Origin of the sequence: Celeribacter marinus, from assembly GCF_965656515.1 — a bacterium.
Taxonomy (GTDB): domain Bacteria; phylum Pseudomonadota; class Alphaproteobacteria; order Rhodobacterales; family Rhodobacteraceae; genus Celeribacter; species Celeribacter marinus_D.
This window is the reverse complement of the sequence record NZ_CBFHKW010000002.1, coordinates 1-16,987: the sequence shown is the minus strand read 5'-3', so window position 1 is coordinate 16,987 and position 16,987 is coordinate 1. Positions and strand designations below refer to the sequence as shown.

The 16,987-nt window shown below is 56.7% G+C and carries 21 protein-coding genes and 1 other RNA gene; 13 read left to right on the top strand and 9 right to left on the bottom strand.

Features of this window, described 5'->3' with window-relative positions; all coding sequences use genetic code 11:
• The first annotated feature begins 48 nt into the window (after nucleotides 1–48).
• The gene (locus ACTG34_RS00690) at nucleotides 49–420 is read left to right on the top strand and encodes a CZB domain-containing protein (RefSeq protein ID WP_439103132.1); all 372 of its coding nucleotides are present in this window, start codon (nucleotides 49–51) and stop codon (nucleotides 418–420) included.
• A 33-nt stretch (nucleotides 421–453) separates the two neighbouring features.
• Here ACTG34_RS00690 and ACTG34_RS00685 read toward each other — a convergent pair whose 3' ends face one another.
• The 6 genes from ACTG34_RS00685 to ACTG34_RS00660 form a co-directional block, all read right to left on the bottom strand.
• Nucleotides 454–828: a hypothetical protein gene (locus ACTG34_RS00685; RefSeq protein WP_439103131.1), complete on the bottom strand. Its 375-nt coding sequence runs from the start codon at nucleotides 826–828 to the stop codon at nucleotides 454–456.
• Between the two features lie 105 nt (nucleotides 829–933).
• A complete protein-coding gene (locus ACTG34_RS00680) occupies nucleotides 934–2,049 on the bottom strand; it encodes an SPFH domain-containing protein (protein WP_439103130.1) in 1,116 nt (371 codons plus the stop codon).
• A gap of 14 nt (nucleotides 2,050–2,063) precedes the next feature.
• Nucleotides 2,064–3,026 carry a DUF2927 domain-containing protein gene (locus ACTG34_RS00675; protein WP_439103129.1) on the bottom strand — a complete coding sequence of 321 codons (963 nt, stop codon included), beginning with the start codon at nucleotides 3,024–3,026 and terminating at the stop codon, nucleotides 2,064–2,066.
• A gap of 1 nt (nucleotide 3,027) precedes the next feature.
• Nucleotides 3,028–4,218 carry a toxic anion resistance protein gene (locus tag ACTG34_RS00670; protein ID WP_439103128.1) on the bottom strand — a complete coding sequence of 397 codons (1,191 nt, stop codon included), beginning with the start codon at nucleotides 4,216–4,218 and terminating at the stop codon, nucleotides 3,028–3,030.
• Between the two features lie 72 nt (nucleotides 4,219–4,290).
• Nucleotides 4,291–5,175 carry a 5-bromo-4-chloroindolyl phosphate hydrolysis family protein gene (locus tag ACTG34_RS00665; protein WP_439103127.1) on the bottom strand — a complete coding sequence of 295 codons (885 nt, stop codon included), beginning with the start codon at nucleotides 5,173–5,175 and terminating at the stop codon, nucleotides 4,291–4,293.
• 220 nt (nucleotides 5,176–5,395) lie between these two features.
• Nucleotides 5,396–6,724: a pseudouridine synthase gene (locus tag ACTG34_RS00660; protein WP_439103126.1), complete on the bottom strand. Its 1,329-nt coding sequence runs from the start codon at nucleotides 6,722–6,724 to the stop codon at nucleotides 5,396–5,398.
• 80 nt (nucleotides 6,725–6,804) lie between these two features.
• Here ACTG34_RS00660 and ACTG34_RS00655 point away from each other — a divergent pair, with 80 nt between their 5' ends.
• The 11 genes from ACTG34_RS00655 to ACTG34_RS00605 all read left to right on the top strand — a co-directional run bounded on the left by ACTG34_RS00655 (nucleotide 6,805) and on the right by ACTG34_RS00605 (nucleotide 13,832).
• Nucleotides 6,805–7,254 carry a nucleoside deaminase gene (locus ACTG34_RS00655; protein ID WP_439103125.1) on the top strand — a complete coding sequence of 150 codons (450 nt, stop codon included), beginning with the start codon at nucleotides 6,805–6,807 and terminating at the stop codon, nucleotides 7,252–7,254.
• A gap of 168 nt (nucleotides 7,255–7,422) precedes the next feature.
• Entirely contained in the window at nucleotides 7,423–7,671 is a 249-nt protein-coding gene (locus tag ACTG34_RS00650; RefSeq protein WP_439103124.1) for a peptidase, read from the top strand.
• Between the two features lie 3 nt (nucleotides 7,672–7,674).
• Nucleotides 7,675–8,328: a ceramidase domain-containing protein gene (locus ACTG34_RS00645; RefSeq protein ID WP_439103123.1), complete on the top strand. Its 654-nt coding sequence runs from the start codon at nucleotides 7,675–7,677 to the stop codon at nucleotides 8,326–8,328.
• Nucleotides 8,329–8,362: 34 nt separating this feature from the next.
• The gene (gene gatC / locus ACTG34_RS00640; protein WP_062216214.1) at nucleotides 8,363–8,650 is read left to right on the top strand and encodes an Asp-tRNA(Asn)/Glu-tRNA(Gln) amidotransferase subunit GatC; all 288 of its coding nucleotides are present in this window, start codon (nucleotides 8,363–8,365) and stop codon (nucleotides 8,648–8,650) included.
• Between the two features lie 4 nt (nucleotides 8,651–8,654).
• Entirely contained in the window at nucleotides 8,655–10,136 is a 1,482-nt protein-coding gene (gatA, locus tag ACTG34_RS00635) for an Asp-tRNA(Asn)/Glu-tRNA(Gln) amidotransferase subunit GatA (protein WP_439103122.1), read from the top strand.
• Between the two features lie 34 nt (nucleotides 10,137–10,170).
• Nucleotides 10,171–10,851 carry a hypothetical protein gene (locus ACTG34_RS00630; RefSeq protein WP_439103121.1) on the top strand — a complete coding sequence of 227 codons (681 nt, stop codon included), beginning with the start codon at nucleotides 10,171–10,173 and terminating at the stop codon, nucleotides 10,849–10,851.
• Nucleotides 10,852–10,854: 3 nt separating this feature from the next.
• Nucleotides 10,855–11,553 carry an N-acetylmuramoyl-L-alanine amidase gene (locus ACTG34_RS00625; protein ID WP_439103120.1) on the top strand — a complete coding sequence of 233 codons (699 nt, stop codon included), beginning with the start codon at nucleotides 10,855–10,857 and terminating at the stop codon, nucleotides 11,551–11,553.
• An 11-nt stretch (nucleotides 11,554–11,564) separates the two neighbouring features.
• Nucleotides 11,565–11,968: RNase P RNA component class A (gene rnpB / locus ACTG34_RS00620), an RNA gene on the top strand.
• An 85-nt stretch (nucleotides 11,969–12,053) separates the two neighbouring features.
• Nucleotides 12,054–12,764, top strand: a complete 711-nt coding sequence (locus ACTG34_RS00615) for a DUF533 domain-containing protein (RefSeq protein ID WP_439103119.1) — start codon at nucleotides 12,054–12,056, stop codon at nucleotides 12,762–12,764.
• Between the two features lie 172 nt (nucleotides 12,765–12,936).
• The gene (gene rpmG / locus ACTG34_RS00610) at nucleotides 12,937–13,104 is read left to right on the top strand and encodes a 50S ribosomal protein L33 (protein ID WP_009572866.1); all 168 of its coding nucleotides are present in this window, start codon (nucleotides 12,937–12,939) and stop codon (nucleotides 13,102–13,104) included.
• Between the two features lie 206 nt (nucleotides 13,105–13,310).
• Nucleotides 13,311–13,832: a GNAT family N-acetyltransferase gene (locus ACTG34_RS00605; protein WP_439103118.1), complete on the top strand. Its 522-nt coding sequence runs from the start codon at nucleotides 13,311–13,313 to the stop codon at nucleotides 13,830–13,832.
• A gap of 75 nt (nucleotides 13,833–13,907) precedes the next feature.
• On the opposite strand, the gene ACTG34_RS00600 is transcribed toward ACTG34_RS00605, so the two are convergent.
• Both ACTG34_RS00600 and ACTG34_RS00595 read right to left on the bottom strand, forming a co-directional pair.
• A complete protein-coding gene (locus tag ACTG34_RS00600; RefSeq protein ID WP_439103117.1) occupies nucleotides 13,908–14,684 on the bottom strand; it encodes a Bax inhibitor-1/YccA family protein in 777 nt (258 codons plus the stop codon).
• Between the two features lie 250 nt (nucleotides 14,685–14,934).
• Nucleotides 14,935–15,147: a DUF1127 domain-containing protein gene (locus ACTG34_RS00595; RefSeq protein WP_439103116.1), complete on the bottom strand. Its 213-nt coding sequence runs from the start codon at nucleotides 15,145–15,147 to the stop codon at nucleotides 14,935–14,937.
• 124 nt (nucleotides 15,148–15,271) lie between these two features.
• Here ACTG34_RS00595 and ACTG34_RS00590 point away from each other — a divergent pair, with 124 nt between their 5' ends.
• On the top strand, nucleotides 15,272–16,150 hold the full coding sequence (locus tag ACTG34_RS00590; RefSeq protein WP_062216203.1) for a LysR family transcriptional regulator: 879 nt from the start codon (nucleotides 15,272–15,274) through the stop codon (nucleotides 16,148–16,150).
• Nucleotides 16,151–16,171: 21 nt separating this feature from the next.
• Here the strand turns inward: ACTG34_RS00590 and ACTG34_RS00585 are convergent.
• Nucleotides 16,172–16,987, bottom strand: an 816-nt coding sequence (locus ACTG34_RS00585; RefSeq protein WP_439103115.1) for an NADPH:quinone oxidoreductase family protein, incomplete at its 5' end; no start/stop codon positions are given.

Here is a 16,987-nt window from a genome sequence, read left to right as displayed (position 1 = left end):
GCCTGTGGCATTGTCCAGCCGCAAGTAAACAAATTTTGGGGTATTGTGTTGGATAAGCTCGTATTAGATCGCCAGATATCGGAAGCCATTGGCGCTCATGCCATGTGGCGTACAACGTTGCGAGAGGCCGCTAAAACGGGTGTCTTGCCGAAATCTGCGCATAAAATCGGGTGCGACGATGATTGCCCTTTCGGCAAATGGCTCCATTCATTGGAGCGTGACCCCAATGTTATCCAAACGCAGGCCTACGAGCGCGTTGTGCAAAAACATGCCCTGTTTCACAGTTTCGCGGGTGAGGTCGCCACATATGTTGAAAATGGTGACACAAAAGCCGCAGGGGCCAAGTTATCAACAAGCTATATGGCTGGCCGGTCTTATGCGCTGCTCGATGCAATGTTGATGTGGCAAGCGGAGATATAGGGTTGTGACCAGTTCCGCATTGATCACGTGATTTCAGCGTTCAAGGTGCTCAAAGCTGACGAGTTGTCCGATATCGTCACGCTTTGCCGTGGTAAAGCGGATGATGTGGCAAAACAAATGCGTGCCTGACCCATCACGGGTGAGACGTCCCGAGACGGTGCCAGCTTTACCATGGATGATGACTTGATCGATCGTGATGGAGACAGGGGGGTGTATCGCGGACACTGCCGCCAAAATGACATCGCGCCCAACCGCACAGGGCGCATCAGAACGCTCCCATGTGGCGGCGTCGACCAATTGGCCCGCATTCAAATCGCCAACACCCATGAGCGCAAGGGCGATCTGTTCCGCGTGCGCCGCATCGCGTGTTTGCGCGCTTTTGGACGTGCGATGAACCCGCGGTGTCATGGCGTTGTTTTTCCCGTTCTCATCTTATCTTTTGCGTATAATATGACGCGCCCCGCATGTTTATTTGCGGGGCGCGTCACGGGACTGTGTATCGGTCCGCTGCTGTTAAACGCCGGTGGGAGGGGGCGGAGGAGCGATGGTGAACAGTTGTGCCAATTCGATGACCTCATCGGCTTTCATCCACCCGTCTTGGCCGGGGGTCCATACATGGCTCTCGCGGGTCAGCGCGCCGGAGGCGGCCTTCTGACCCATTTCGGCCTTTGAAAACGGACCTGTGGTCGCGCCGTTTGCGGCAATATGCCAAACGTGCTCGACGGGGGGCGGTGGGGGTGTTGGCGCTACCGCGGGGCGTGCGCCCCATGGACCTGCCGCCTGGCCGCCAGAGGTTTGAGTGGCCATTGCCATGCCCATGCCTGCGCCCATTCCGGCCCCCATGCCCGATGCCATCGCGCTATCGCCTGCGCTCATTGCCTCTGCGGCGGACAGTTTCATATAGTTGTCGAGATTGCCGACGATGCCCATTGATGTGCGCTTGTCCAACGCCGCCTCGACTGCTTCGGGCAACGATATGTTCTCAATGTAGAACTCGGGGATCATAAGGCCGTATTCATCGACGATGGCGGAAATCTCGGTGGCGACCAACTTGCCCAGATCGGCGGTGTTTGCAGCCATATCGAGCACGGGAATGCCACTACTTGCGATGATCCGCGAAAAAGCCTGAACAATGATATTGCGGATCTGATAAGAGATCTCGTCCATCGTAAATTCGCCGTCCGTACCAACGATCTCGGTTAGAAAGCGCGCGGGGTCCGATACTTTGACGGCATAAGTGCCAAACGCACGAATGCGAACGGGGCCAAATTCGGGGTCGCGGCAGATAATCGGATTTTTCGTGCCCCATTTGAGGTTCCCGAAACGGGTCGTGTTGACGTAGTAGATCTCAGATTTGAACGGCGATTTAAAACCATGATCCCAATGATTGAGCGTCGTCAACACCGGCATGTTGTTGGTCTCGAGCATATAAAGACCGGGTGTAAAGACATCGGCTAACTGGCCTTCGTGGACAAACACCGCCGACTGGCCCTCGCGCACGGTTAGCTTTGCGCCGTATTTTATCTCATGCGCTTCGCGTTCAAACCGCCAGACCATCGTGTCGCGCGTGTCGTCAACCCAATGGATGACATCGATAAATTCGCCTGAAAGAAAATCAAAAATTCCCATGTTGGAGTCCTGTCTTATAAAGGGTCGCCCATTAATTCGCGCGCGATTTGGGCCGCAATGGCGCGGGCGGTGTCGGGTTGCATACCGGCCGTCAGCCGAGGGTCGTAAAGGATGCGCAGCAATAGCTCGTCGTGACGGGTCAAAAGCGCAAATTCCTCGTCATCGTTAAAAATCGACGGGCGGGCATGTGGACTATCATTTGCCAATCCCAACCCTTGTGCGATTTCTTCGTGAAAACACGAGGCCCGCATAAGGTCGGGGTGCTCACCGCGAATGACCGCAACGGCCGAACGGTATGCTCCATCGTCGGCAGGGTCCGAGGCAATCACAAGGCAATAGGCCGAGGGTGGCATGTTCTCGACCGAGCGCACGGCCGCAGAGGGCAATCCAGGGATCAATTGTGCAAGGCGCGGTCCCGCCGCGCGCCGCTCATCCTCATTGAGAACCAGAACATGAAAGTTGGGGCGCGCAGAGACGGCGACGGAATGTCCCGTGGCACGGCCCAATTGCGCAGCTAATGCGGTTAAGGTTGCTTGGTCCTTCGTACGTTGCGCGGGGGGGACGGATGCCCCGAACTCAAGGCCAAGCCGGACGGGAACGGTCCATTTATGCAGTGTCGAGCGGGTTGTGCGCGCCACGTATTGCCCACCAACATCGGTGTACTCGTCGTTCAGCGCAATCGCGTCAAAGTTCTCTGCCAATTGGCGCGCGCCAAACGGTGTGTCTGCTCCGCCCGCATCGGTGCGTAGCAATTCATTGCGTAAAAGATCCGCTTGGACTTTGGCGTAGTAACGCATCATGTCTAGGCTCGCAGTCGAGCGCGCAACGGGTTCGGTTTGCGGTACAGTCGGCGTAAATTGGGTTGGATTGGCGCGCGGCGCGGGTGTTGATTGTGGCGGGGTGGTCGTCACGCATGCGCTCAGAGCGAGCGCAATTGCGCCCGCGCTCAGCGACGTAATGTGTCCACCCCGCCACATATTAGCGCGGAACGGAGGTTGCGGCGGTGTCGCCCGTGCCGGAGCGTTTGGATTTGGCCGCGGCCAAAGTATCGCGCAGCTCGCCCTCCATTTTCTTGAGGTCTTCTTCGGCGGAGGCGCGCTTGAGCTTGCCGGCGTCTGCGATCTCAAGGCTCTCTTCAATTGTTGCGATCAATTCGGCGTTGGCCACTTTGACAGCCTCGATGTCGAATACGCCACGTTCCATTTCCTCGCGCACAACTTTGTTCGCTTCGCGCAGGTTTTTGGCGTTTGCGGTCAACAACTCATTGGTCAGATCGTTGGCATCTCGAACTGCATGGGCGGCTTCGGCTGAGCGTTGAATGGTGACCGCTTGGGCCAGTTGGGTTTCCCAAAGCGGGACGGTGTTGACCAGCGTCGAGTTGATTTTGGTGACCAAAGATTTGTCGTTCTCTTGGACCAAACGGATTGAGGGCAGCGATTGCATCGTGACCTGACGGGTCAGTTTGAGATCGTGCACGCGGCGTTCCAAATCATCACGGGCCGAACGCAGGTCGCGTAGTTCTTGGGCGAGCATGACTTTTTTGTCTTCGGGTGCTGCGTTGACCTTATTCTCCTTGGCGGGAATGGTTTTGGTATCAAGCTCTTGCAGTTTTTTCTCACCCGCGCGGATGTAGACCGCCAGTTCATCGTAGAACGCCAGCGTTTTGGCGTACAAGATATCGAGTGATTTGACGTCTTTGAGCAACTTGTGCTCGTGGGACAGCAAGTTGTCGGTGATTTTGTCAATTTGGCCCTGCACCGTCTCGAAGCGGGCGACGAACTTTGCCATGGGGGCTGCGCGCCCCAATAGTTTTTCCCACCATGTCCGTTCGCGCCGTACATCCAACTCGGAAACGGAGAATCCGCGAATGGTGGACACAATACTGCGAAGGCTGTCGCCGGCTGGGCCGACATCCTTATTGCGGACTTCGGCCAGCATGGACTGCGAAATCTCTTGCAATTCTGCCTGTGCACCAGAGCCAAAGCGCACAATTGACCCTGTATCGCTCATGTCGATTTCGGCCATTGCCCGCTTGACCTCATCGGCGGCAGGGGCATCCTTGCCACGCACGGCAACAAGCTCCCCTTTGGGCTCGGGCAAAATCACTGCTGTGATTTCCTCAACGTCTTTTAAGGTTGCTTGTGCCTTTTGGCGTACGGTGTCCGACATGTATTTCCCCTCGTACAATCTTGATGTTTTAACGGTTAAGTGTTCGCCTTGGCCTCGTCAGGCAAGGGTTGGTTATTGGCGGATGCCCTCACGGGCCAATCGCTCACGCAAGACATCGATCTCGATATCGAGATCTGTTTTGTTATCGATGAGCAGCTTTTCGGTACGGGCGACAAAGTTTTTCTCCAAGTCGTCCAACAGTGCAAACCATGACATGCGGGCCGCGTCATTGCGTGACCGTTCCCATAGATCGACGAACTTGGTGGTCGCATCGCGTGCACCCAAGAGATAGACGCCCAAATATTTACGCGCGGCGGTTAGATCGCGTGGATCACCCTCGACGGTGCGGCACATGGTGCGGGCGGTGGAGATGAATTGGTCCAGACGGCGTTGCGCCTCGCGATCTCGGGTGCGCAACATGGCTTGGTGCATGATTTCAAGATGCCCCTCGGCCTCATCCACAACCTTTGCCACGCGGTCTTGTTGAAAGGTATCGACCCCGTCCATGCCTTTGTTTTTCATGGGGTCAAAGCCAAAGGCAAGGCTGTGTAGGCCCGCGCCGAGGATTGCAAAAATCACTGTCTCCACCGGGCCCCATCCGAACGCACCAACAAGGCCTAGACCTAGTCCGGTCAGGATCGAGCCAAAGAGTTTGCGGGGAAAGGCGGGCTTGCGTGCAACTTTGCGGGCTTCATAGGCTTCTTGGGCTTTGAGCCCTTCGCGGGTTAAAAAGCCAGCTGCCAAAAGGCATCCCAATGCGGCCAGATAGCCAGCCATTATGATCGGCTCTGATCGAAAGGCTTTGATCGCCAAGGGGATAGAGGCGAAAAACAATAGGTTCGATCGCGCGCCAACGTGTGTCGGCTTTTTGCCGTCAAACGGGCGTTTTGAATCGGGTTGGGTGTCGATTGTCTCACCACTGTCGGGCGAAAACGTTGCGCGATAGCGTTTGGCCATGCTTACGCCCCCTGTGCTTTGAGCGTGGCATAAAAGGTCAGCGCTACCAGTAGATAGTAGGCGAGTTTCGAAAACTTGCTGTTACTCATAGTGCGCCGTTTCCCCTCACGATACTGTCATTCCCTAAGATATAGGAAGGAATGACGGACCGCGAAAGGGTTAAGGCAATAAGGGCGGATTGTCGCCGCCCTTTTTTTAATTTTACCGGTGCGTTGTTCGATCAATCGCGGGTTCGTGGTTTGCCCGTGGGCTTGCCGTGGGATTTGAACCCGCCCGAACGGGGTTTTCCGTCTGACCCACCACCGTGGGATTTGAATCCAGACGAGCGTGGCTTGCCGTCTTTGCCGCCACCATGAGACTTGTAACCACCAGATTTGAAGCCGCTCGGCTTGCCGTCACGATCCCCGCCGCGCCCTGCGCCATCACGGTCGTCGCCACGGGGGCCGCCTTTGCCCTTAAATCCACCTTCGCGGGGCTTAAAGTCGCCGTCACGTTTCTTAAATCCACCGTCACGATCACCATCGCGCTTTTTGAATCCGCCATCGCGAGCGCCATCACGTTTTTTAAATCCACCATCGCGATCACCGTCGCGGCGAGGTTTGAAATCGCCATCGCGTTTTTTGAAATCACGGTCGCCGCCACGTTTGTCATCGCGTCCATCACGGCTGACTTGGCGTTTGGGAGGATTTCCATCTTCGATTTCGATGCCAAGCTGATCACGCAGAACGCGTGCTTTCACTTCTTCGACTTCGCCAGGTTTGATGAAGCCAAGGCGAAATGGTCCGTAAGAGATACGAATAAGACGGTTCACAACGAGGCCGATGTGTTCCATCGCGCGGCGAATTTCGCGGTTTTTACCTTCGCGGATGCCCACGGTCAGCCATGCATTGGCCCCTTGTTGGCGGTCAAACACCACTTCCATCGGTTGGAAATGTTCGCCGTCGATTGTAATGCCTTTGCGCAGCGGCTCAAGCACAGCCTCGGTCGCATTGCCCTTCACACGGACGCGGTATTTGCGCATCCATCCGGTGTCTGGCAATTCGAGCAACCGCTTTAGCTCGCCGTCATTGGTCAACAACAGCAAACCCTCGGATGTGATATCAAGGCGTCCAACGGACATGACGCGCGGTAGATCTTTGGGCAGGCTGGAAAAGACCGTTTCGCGGCCTTTTTCGTCTTTCTCGGTGGTCACCAAACCCGTGGGTTTGTGGTAGAGCCACATGCGAGGCTGTTCGGGTGCACCCACGTCCTTGCCATCGACAGTGATGCGATCTTTGGGCAGCACGTTGAGGGCAGGGGAAGCGACCGTGCGGCCGTTGACCGTCACGCGGCCCTCTTCGATCATCAGTTCGGCGTCACGGCGCGAGGCGATGCCCGCGCGGGCCAGAACTTTGGCGATCCGGTCACCGGGGCGGGTTTCGCCCTCTTTGATCTTTTGATCACGTTTGATGTCCTGTGGACGGATGCCCCGTTTAAAGGTCTTACCACCTTTGGAGGCGGGACCATTGGAGGCGGAGCGAGCGGGTTTTTTATCTGTGGGGCGTGTCATGTGCTTGCCATAGTGCGCTTTGATGCACTTGGGAAGGGGGCACGGCTTGCGTTGGGCGCATTTCCGCGTCACGAAAGGGTATGACATTTCGTTCTCATATGGATTTGGCCTTTGAACAGGCCCGTTTGGCCCAAAGTCGCGGCGAAGTGCCCGTGGGCGCGGTTGTGGTCGCCCCGAGCGGGGAGATCGTCGGGCGTGGCGGCAATGAAACCCGTGCGCGCCATGATCCGACTGCCCACGCGGAGATCGTGGCCATTCGCGCTGCCTGTGCCGCCTTGGGCGTCGAGCGCCTCACAGGCTGCGATCTTTACGTGACGTTGGAGCCCTGTCCGATGTGCGCGGCCGCCATTTCAAACGCACGCATAGCGCGGCTGTATTATGGCGCAGGCGATCCCAAATCGGGTGGTGTGGCCCACGGGGCCAAGATCTACGCCCACGCCCAATGCCACCACGTGCCAGAGGTTTATGATGGCATAGGTGCGGTTGAGGCCGAGGCGATGTTGCGCGATTTCTTTGCGGTACGCCGCTAAAATCCCCACCCCTCTTGTGCCATGGGTGTGCGTAAGGTAGTGGTCTTTTGCGCAATTTTTGAATTGTAGCATATACCTAAATCATTGAAATTTCGCCCGTTTCGGGGGCTGTAGACCTGCGCACTTGTTTGGTCTGCGGCTTTGGCGGGCGTATGCGTGAGTTCTGAAATGTTTGAGACAACTTTGATCCGCCATGAGCGCGCTTTGAAAAATATGGCACTTGTGTTGGGTGTCGCCTCTACCGTTGCGATTGTTCAAAACTGGTATCCGTGGAATCTGTTTTTGTCGCTACCGTTTTGTTTGATCTGGATGGGGATGGGGTGGCTCCATACCGAGCGTCAACTAAAATGGATCAACGTGTTATTTGCCGCGTTTTATGTCTACGGTATCGGGAGATATTTCTATTTAGGAGCATGAGCGATGGACTGGACGCAGCAAATCGATGGCTATTGTGAGCGGGTGGATTTCAGCTTTTGGGCGGAACCCGTTAATGCGCTGACCAATGCCGCGTTTTTGATTGCTGCGCTGTATGTCTGGCCGCGGGCCAAGGCCACACCGATGGGACGCGCCCTTGCCGTCATCCTGTTTGTTATCGGACTTGGATCGTTTGCGTTTCATACCTTTGCCACACAATGGGCGTCACTAGCGGATGTATTGCCCATCGTGGCCTTTATCCTCGCTTATATCTTTGCTGCGCACCGTGACTATTTCGGGCTCTCTTCGTTACGCGCCGTTTTGGCAACTGTGCTCTTTTTCCCTTTTGCGGCAGTGACGATTCCCGTTTTTGTAGCCCTTGGCATGGGGTCATCGTCTGCCTATGCGCCTGTCCCGCTTTTGATCTTTATCTACGCCTACCTTTTGAGGCGGCGCGCACCGGCAACGGCGCGCGGTCTGGCGGTGGGCGCGGTGATTCTTTGTGGCTCGATTGCGCTGCGGATGGCGGATGGGGCGGTGTGTGACGGCTTCCCACTTGGCACCCATTTTGCATGGCATATCCTCAACGCGCTCATGCTTGGTCATATGATCCGCGTTTATGGCGCGCATATGCTTGAAGGCCGCCGTGCGACACGCTAAAGCCTGAACCAACCAAATTGACGGAGCCTGCCCCATGTCCATCGACATCGATACCGCACGCCGCGTGGCTAAACTTGCCCGTATTCGCGTAGAGGAAGACGCGCTTCCCGCGCTCGCCGAAGAGTTCAACGCCGTGCTCGGCTTTATCGAGCAGTTGCAAGAAGTTGATGTGGAGGGCGTCGAGCCGATGACCTCAGTGACCCCGCAGCGCCTCAAGCGCCGCGTCGATGGTGTTACCGATGGTGACCAACAAGCAAAAATCCTGTCCAACGCGCCTGATGCGCGTGAGGGATTTTTTGCCGTACCTAAAGTGGTGGAGTGAGCCAATGACCGATCTGAACAAACTCACCCTGTCTGCGGCCCGTGATGGTCTGCGTGCAAAAGAATTTACCTCTGCCGATCTGACAGAGGCCTGTCTGTCGGTGATTGAGGGCTCCGGTGCGCTCAACGCCTTTGTCCATAACACGCCTGAAATTGCTCGTGCACAGGCCAAAGCGGCAGATGCGCGTTTGGCGGCGGGTGATGCGCCTGCGATGTGTGGCTTGCCCATCGGCATCAAAGACCTGTTTTGTACCAAAGGCGTTGCGACCCAAGCGGCCTCACGCATTCTCGAAGGCTTCACGCCCGAGTATGAAAGCACGATCACGGCCAAGTTGTTTGATGCAGGCTCGGTGATGCTCGGCAAACTGAACATGGATGAGTTCGCGATGGGCTCGTCGAACGAAACGTCTGTGTATGGCGATGTCGTAAACCCCTGGAAAGTCGATGATCGTCACCTGACACCTGGGGGCTCGTCGGGCGGATCAGCGTCTGCTGTCGCGGCCGATCTGTGTTTGGCGGCAACGGGTACAGACACCGGTGGCTCCATCCGTCAACCTGCCGCCTTTACGGGTATTGTTGGGATCAAGCCGACCTACGGGCGTTGTTCGCGCTGGGGCACGGTGGCGTTTGCCTCCTCGCTCGATCAGGCGGGTCCAATGACCAAATCTGTGCGTGACGCCGCAATGATGCTCGAAGTGATGTGTGGCCATGACGCGAAAGATAGCACCTCCGCCGATTTGGCCGTGCCGAATTTTGAGGCGATGTTGACGGGCGATATCAAAGGTAAAAAGATCGGTATTCCCAAAGAATACCGTATAGATGGCATCCCTACCGAGATCGCCAAACTATGGGACGATGGCGCGGCGATGCTGCGCGATGCGGGCGCACAGATTGTCGACATCTCTCTGCCGCATACCAAATACGCATTGCCTGCCTACTATGTGATTGCGCCCGCTGAGGCGTCATCCAACCTCGCGCGCTATGACGGTGTGCGCTACGGCCACCGCGCCAAATTGGCAGCGGGTGACGGCATCGATGACATGTATGAGAAAACACGCGCAGAGGGCTTTGGTCACGAGGTGCAGCGCCGCGTGATGGTCGGCACTTATGTGTTGTCTGCGGGCTTTTATGATGCCTATTACAACCGTGCGCGCCGCGTGCGCACCTTGATCAAGCAGGACTTTGAAAACGTGTTCGCGCAGGGCGTCGATGCGATTTTGACCCCCGCCACGCCGTCCGCGGCCTTTGGTCTGGGCGAGATGTCCGAGAGCGATCCGATTCAGATGTACCTTAATGACGTGTTCACTGTGACGGTGAACCTTGCGGGTCTGCCCGGGATTTCGGTGCCTGCGGGTCTGTCCTCCGAGGGCTTGCCTCTTGGTCTGCAACTCATCGGCAAACCGTGGGAAGAGGGTGATCTGCTGAACATCGCACATTCTCTTGAGGACGCCGCAGGGTTTGTTTCCAAGCCCAATAAATGGTGGTAGTAGGACTAACCTTTAATTTTGTGGAGCTAGCCCGATGATCGGTCGCGCCTCTTTTTTGCTTGTGTCTTTCGTTGCGCTTACCGCGTGTGATCAGCCTGCCGTGCCCGATAGTGGTGCAGGGGTTGGGTTTGGCTCGTATAATGCCTATCAAGCACAGAGAGAGCAGGAGCTGATCTCAGGCGGACAAGGCGCGTCTGTTACTTCATCTTTGGACACGCAAGCCGTATCTGCGCAACCTTCATCCGCAGGGACATCCACCGATCAGTTGATAGCCGATGCCGAAGCAGCGATTGCGCCATCGGTCGAAAACTCGGTTGGGATCTCTTCGGAGAACGATTTTGACGCTGTTTCTGATGAGCGCTCAATTGAGCAAGACGCGGCACGTGTGGCTGCAAATCGTTCCCAGTATCAAGTTGTCGAACCCACGGCAGTTCCCGCGCGGCCAAGTGGGGCAACCACCACATTGGTCGCGTTCGCATTGTCGTCCCAAAACGATGTCGGGCAGGCGATCTACAAACGTCTGATCCCTGGTGCAGTGGCGCGTCAGGCTCGCAATTGTGCCAAATATCCATCCCCCGACTTGGCACAAGAGGCGTTCCTCGCGGCCGGTGGGCCAGAGCGCAATGGCAAGGGCCTTGATGCGGATGGTGACGGATTCGCGTGCCGTTGGGATCCCGCACCGTTCCGGCTGGCCGCGACTGCGCGTAACAACTGATTCATGACATCATTGACGATCCACGATCACCCGTCTCTCAATTTTGGGATCCGGCGCGGTGGTGTGCGTCCTGACATGGTGGTGCTACACTACACTGCAATGGCCTCGGCACATGAGGCCTGTGCGCGGTTGTGTGCGCCCGAGTTCGAGGTGTCGGCTCACTATCTCATTGATGAGATGGGCAACATATTCCGCCTCGTGGATGAGAATGATCGCGCTTGGCACGCGGGTGCGGGACAGTGGGGTGATGTGACGGACGTCAATTCACATTCCATTGGAATCGAGTTGTCCAACACTGGAACGACTCCGTTTGCGGCGGCCCAAATGAACGCGCTTGAGGCGTTGCTGGCCGATATCCTCGCGCGTCATGCAATTGCGCCTGAGCGCGTGATTGGACATTCCGATATGGCGCCGAGCCGAAAAATCGACCCCGGCGCGCGATTCGATTGGCGGCGTCTCGCGCGTCAGGGATTATCTGTTTGGCCGGAGGTGCAACGTGTCAGTGCGGTCTGTCAGGCGTCTTTTGATGCTGCTCTTGATGCCTTTGGCTATGCGCCTTGTCAGACGCCCGATGCGCGGCTCAAAGCGTTCCGAGATCGCTTTCGGGGGTGCCATGACGGACCCCTTGATGGCTATGATGTTGCCATGGCGCAAAACCTCGCGGCACGTTTCCCCGTTGACCGCAGGGATGTGAACACCTAAGTCGCTACAACGCGGATGGCTGGATAATCGCCGCCTTGGGGTAAACCCTTGGGGGAGGAAAGTCCGGACTCCATTGAGCAAAGGTGCCGGGTAACGCCCGGCGGGGGTAACCCTAGGGAAAGCGCCACAGAGAACAGACTGCCCTCTATACGGGGGTGATGGTGAAACGGTGGAGTAAGAGCCCACCGCGGGACTGGTAACAGGACCGGCACGGCAAGCCCCACCTGGAGCAATGCCAAATAGGGGTCCACTAGCAGGGACTGTGTGCGTTCGCGCATACCGCCTGCGAGGTCGCTCAAGCCTTTGAGACCCGGGTTGGCAGCTTGAGCCTGTTGGTAACAGCAGGCCTAGAGGAATGGTTATCGACGGGGCGCAAGCCCCTGAACAAAATCCGGCTTATAGGCCATCCGCGTATTAAATTCGTTACACTCAAACGCTTGCTCGGCGTTTCTTTTCGTCGCAAAGTGAGCGCGGATATTGAGTTTGGTGAGGGATTAAACATGAGTTTTGTAAAAACATTGGCAACCTTGGCTATAGGCTTCGCGGCGGCAAAAGGAGCGAGCAAAGTGCGCCAGCTTGGCGGTATGGATGGCGTGCGTGACGCGCTGCGCAAATCAGGGTCCGAGGGCGGTTTTGCCGACCAAATGGGTCAGATGGCGGAAAAATTCGGGGTTCCCGGCGGCGCGGACGCTGTGCGTGACATGATGGGCAAATTCGGCAATCAAGCCGCCGATGTGTCTGAGGCGACCGAAGCGGGGCTCGGCTCGCTTATGTCCGCGATGGGGACAGCGGCGACTGCGGGGGCCAGCGGTCTGGGAGATATGTTTGCATCCGTGACGGGTGGAACACCTGTCGGGGGTGCTGCCGAGGACAATGCAAAACTGATGATCAGCGCGATGATCATGGCGGCAAAAGCGGATGGTGAAATAGACGCTGAAGAGCGCACCAAAATACTTGATCACCTTACAGATGCCTCCGACGAGGAAGTCGCGTTCGTCCAAGCACAGCTTGACGCGCCGGTTGATGCGGTCGCGCTTGCTCATGAAGCGGGCGATGCGGCGAAGGTTCAGGTCTATACCGCGGCGCTTATGGCTATTTCTGTTGATACAGATGCGGAAAAAACATTCTTGACCACATTGGCGCAAAGCCTCGGTCTCGACAGTGCGAAAGTCGCTGAAGTCCACGTGTCGATGGGTAAGCCTGTCTTATAAACGCGCAGTCACATCAAAAAATAAACCCGCCACGCGACGGTGACGGGTTTTAGTTTGCAAAAGCGATGGCGAAAGCGGTTGACTCGGGGGGTGAAGCCTATAAAAGGCGGGCTTCAAGGATTTCACGGGATGGCCCGACCACCCGTAGCACAGACGAACTGGAGTTTTAAAAATGGCGAAGCCAACCACGATCAAAATCCGCCTGAACTCGACAGCGGACACGGGCCACTTCTATGTGACCAAAAAGAACGCCCGCACGATGACCGAAAAGATGGTCGTAAAAAAATACGACCCGGTCGCGCGTAAGCACGTTGAGTACAAAGAAGGCAAAATCAAGTAAGCCATCTACTCAGACGAAACATGCTAAACCGCGTGACCTCCGGCAGGTCGCGCGGTTTTTCGTTGTAAGGATACATCCCGCGCCGCCTGCCTTCTCAAGCATCAACAAGAGAGGACAGACCAATGAGTGAGTGTAATCCATTTGAGCCCAATAGTGGGCCTTCGCCGTCATCATCATTATTATCAAGCTTAGGATCTCGGTCTGCGATGGCCGCGCATATGGCCGTGCCGCCCTTTGTCATTCGCACCGCGAAGACGACGGACGCTACCGCCATCGGCGCGCTTTTGCGAACCTGTTATACGGACGGTCTAAAGGCCGACTATCACCCCAATCTGTTGGCGGCGGCACTCCCTATTATTACGCAGCCAAAGGAGAGCCTCATCAGGTCTGGCACGTACTTTGTCTGCGATAGCGGTGAGGGCCATCTGGTGGCCAGTGGAGGGTGGAGTTGGCAGGGTCCGGTGGGTGGAGTTGCCCCACGCGACACAGCGCACCTACGCTACGTTGTGGTCGGGCTGGACTATTTGCGCAATGGGGTCGGGCGTGTGTTGTTGGAGCACATCTTTGCCTCGGCGCGCGCACAGGACGTGCGGCGTTTGATCTGCACATCTACAATCACAGCCGCCGGCTTTTATGAGGCTGTGGGGTTCGAGTGTCGTGGCGATGTGGCCTTGACACTCGGTCCGGGTCTGAGTTTTCCGGCTGTGCAATTGGTCTATGATTTGTAACCGTGTCTCTGCCCACGTTACCACAAAAAAGGCCGCCCAGTGGGGCGGCCTTTTCAATGAAGTGTTTGCGCCTGATTACTCGCGATTGCCCAAGAAGTTGAGCAAGAACATGAACAGGTTGATGAAGTCGAGGTACAGGTTCAATGCGCCCATGATGGCGGATTTTGCGAGCCACTCTGAATCCATCGCATGTGCGTGCGCGATGTAATCGGTTTTGATCTTTTGCGTGTCCCAAGCGGTGAGGCCAGCAAAGATCAACACGCCAATGACGGAAATCGCAAAGTGAAGCGCGGACGATCCGAGGAAGATGTTCACAACGGATGCGACGATCAGGCCGATCAGGCCCATCATCAGGAACGCGCCCATGGCCGACAGGTCTTTCTTGGTGGTGTAGCCGTAAAGCGACAATCCCGCGAACGAGATGGCTGTTACGAGGAATGTCTGCGTGATGGACATGCCCGTAAAGACAAGGAAGATGGAGCTTAGCGAGACGCCCATGATTGCTGCATAAGCGTAAAAGAATGTCTGCGCGCCGGACGCGGAGAGGCGGTTCACGGCAGCACCAAAGGCAAAAACCATGGCGAGCGGCGCGAACATCACGACCCATTTGAGAGGCGACGCGTAGATCGCAACACCAAGACTGGTGAGGTATTTTCCTTCACCCATCATATATTCGGTCGGTGTCGCGGACACTGCTAGGTTCGACAGCGCCCATGCGGCAAGTGCTGTGATCAAAAGGCCCACGGACATTGTGCCGTAAACTTTATTCATATGGGCGCGAAGCCCTGCATCGATCTGCGCAGAGACCCCCGCTGTTTGGGTGTTCTGATGGACGGTGCGATAGTCAGCCATTGACTGTTCTCCCTAAGGCAAACTGGTTTGCCGACCTCAATTTGGTCGGTTCTGGTTTGATATTGGCATGACGGGGAGAGAATTCAAGACAAAGTGGATGGATTTACGCACGAAACAGAGTGTTGCTTGTCACGTAACTGCCGTGATCGCTTTGGGTCATTCAAAAAGACCGCGATGCATGAGGGCGCACCGCGGTCAGGAGCAGGTCGGGGACCTGATAGGGAGTGTGGTTGAGTCGTCCTACGTTTGCTCAGGCGGTCCAATGTGCGGGGACATCCCACGCCGGGCGCGCGGCCTCAGTGTTGGCTTCAGCGCGTGTGAGGCCGATATCGTGCAACATTCGGTCATCAAGTGCCGCAAGCGATTTGCGTTGACGGGCTACGGTGCGGGCGGTCCGCAGGCGTGACAATAGGGATGGCGTGCGTTGTGTACCGCGAATGTGGGAGATGGTCAGGGCGTGCATGGCTCATCCTTTCTTGTTTGTGATGAATTGCGTCAGAAGAATCATTTCCTTTGATGTTTATGCTGCATTGCGCTAAATTCTCAAAACGAATGATTGCACTGACACACATCACGGAGATTGATGAATGGCTCGAAATCTGGATATGACGGCGTTGCGCTCTTTTGTGGCAGTTGCGGACAGTGGTGGGGTGACGCGCGCGGCGGGGTATCTCAACCTCACGCAATCGGCCGTATCGATGCAGCTCAAGCGGCTCGAAGAGAGCCTTGATTGCAAATTGCTTGATCGCTCATCGCGTACAATTTCGCTCACCGCACAGGGCGAGCAAATGCTATCCTACGCACGCCGTATGTTGGATCTGAATGACGAAGCATACGCGCGTTTGACCGCTCAGGAATTTGAGGGCGAAATCGTCCTCGGTGTACCGCACGACATTGTATACCCATCGATTCCACAGGTCTTGCAACAGTTTCACGCCGCCTTTCCGCGGATGCGGGTCACCCTGATTTCGTCATTCACCAAGCAGCTCAAAGAAGATTTTGCGCGCGGCGAATGCGACATGTTTTTGGGCACGGAGGACGCCGCTGATGCGGGCGGCGAAGTTTTGATTGAATTGCCGCTCGTTTGGGTCGGTGCCGTTGATGGGATTGCATGGCGTCAGCGCCCGTTGCGCCTCGCGTTTGAGCATCGTTGCGTGTTCCGAAAAAGCGTTCAAGAGGCGTTGGATGGCGCGGGAATCTCGTGGGAAATGGCGATTGAAAGCGCGCAGTCGCGCACGATCGAGGCGTCTGTCTCTGCCGACCTTGGTGTTCACGCGATGTTGGAGGGGGCGACGCCGCCCTTGTGTGAGCCGGTGCGGCATGGCGGGGCACTCCCCGATCTCCCGTCTAAAAAGGTGACGTTCTACGCCTCTGATTTGATGAAAGGAGAGGCCGCAGACCGGTTGCGTGATTTGATCCGTCAGGCCTATGCACAACGCAGTGCGATGCGTCTCGCCGCTCAGTGAGGTCGGCCTGTTGCGCCCTCCTTATGGCGTGATAATCACCTTGCCCGTTGCCTTGCGCTCTTTGAGCAGCGCGAGGCCATGCTCGGCCTGTTCCAACGGCAATCGGTGGGAGATATGCGGCGCGATTTCGCCCCGTGCAGCCCAGTCAAAGAGCTGTGCCAATGACGCTTTGAGCGGCGCAGGATTGAACCCGAAGTAGGCCCCCCAATAAAAGCCGATCACCGAAATGTTTTTGACGAGCATGTGGTTGGGCTTGAGTGTCGGCAGGTCGCCGCCCGCAAACCCGATCAGTAGAATGCGCCCATCGGGATTCGTAGCGCGAAAACACGCTTCAAACATATCGCCGCCCACAGCATCATAAACGACATCTGCGCCACCCAATGCTTTGAGTTGCGCGCGAATGTCTGGGGAATCGGCGTCTATCAGGTGATCCGCGCCTTTGTCTTTTGCTATGGCCAGCTTGTCCGCGCCGCGCGCAATGGCGATCACTTCAGCGCCCAACAGCTTGCCAACCTCGACCGCTGTAAGGCCCACGCCGCCCGCAGCCCCGGTAACCACAAGGCGCTCTCCCTTTTTTAGTTGCGCCTTGTACGTCAGGGCCATGTGCGATGTACCGTATGCGATTTGCAGCGCGGCGGCATCGTCGAACGTGATGGAATCGGGAAGGGGGATACAGCGCGCCGCCTCGATGTTGGCGTAGGTCGCAAGTCCGCCTTGGCCCGCGAACGCCGCGATGCGGTCGCCAACGCGAAACCCAATGACATCGGTCCCAACGGCATCGATCACGCCCGCCATTTCCAATCCGAGCGTAAAGGGCGGCGTTGGTGTGTCTTGATA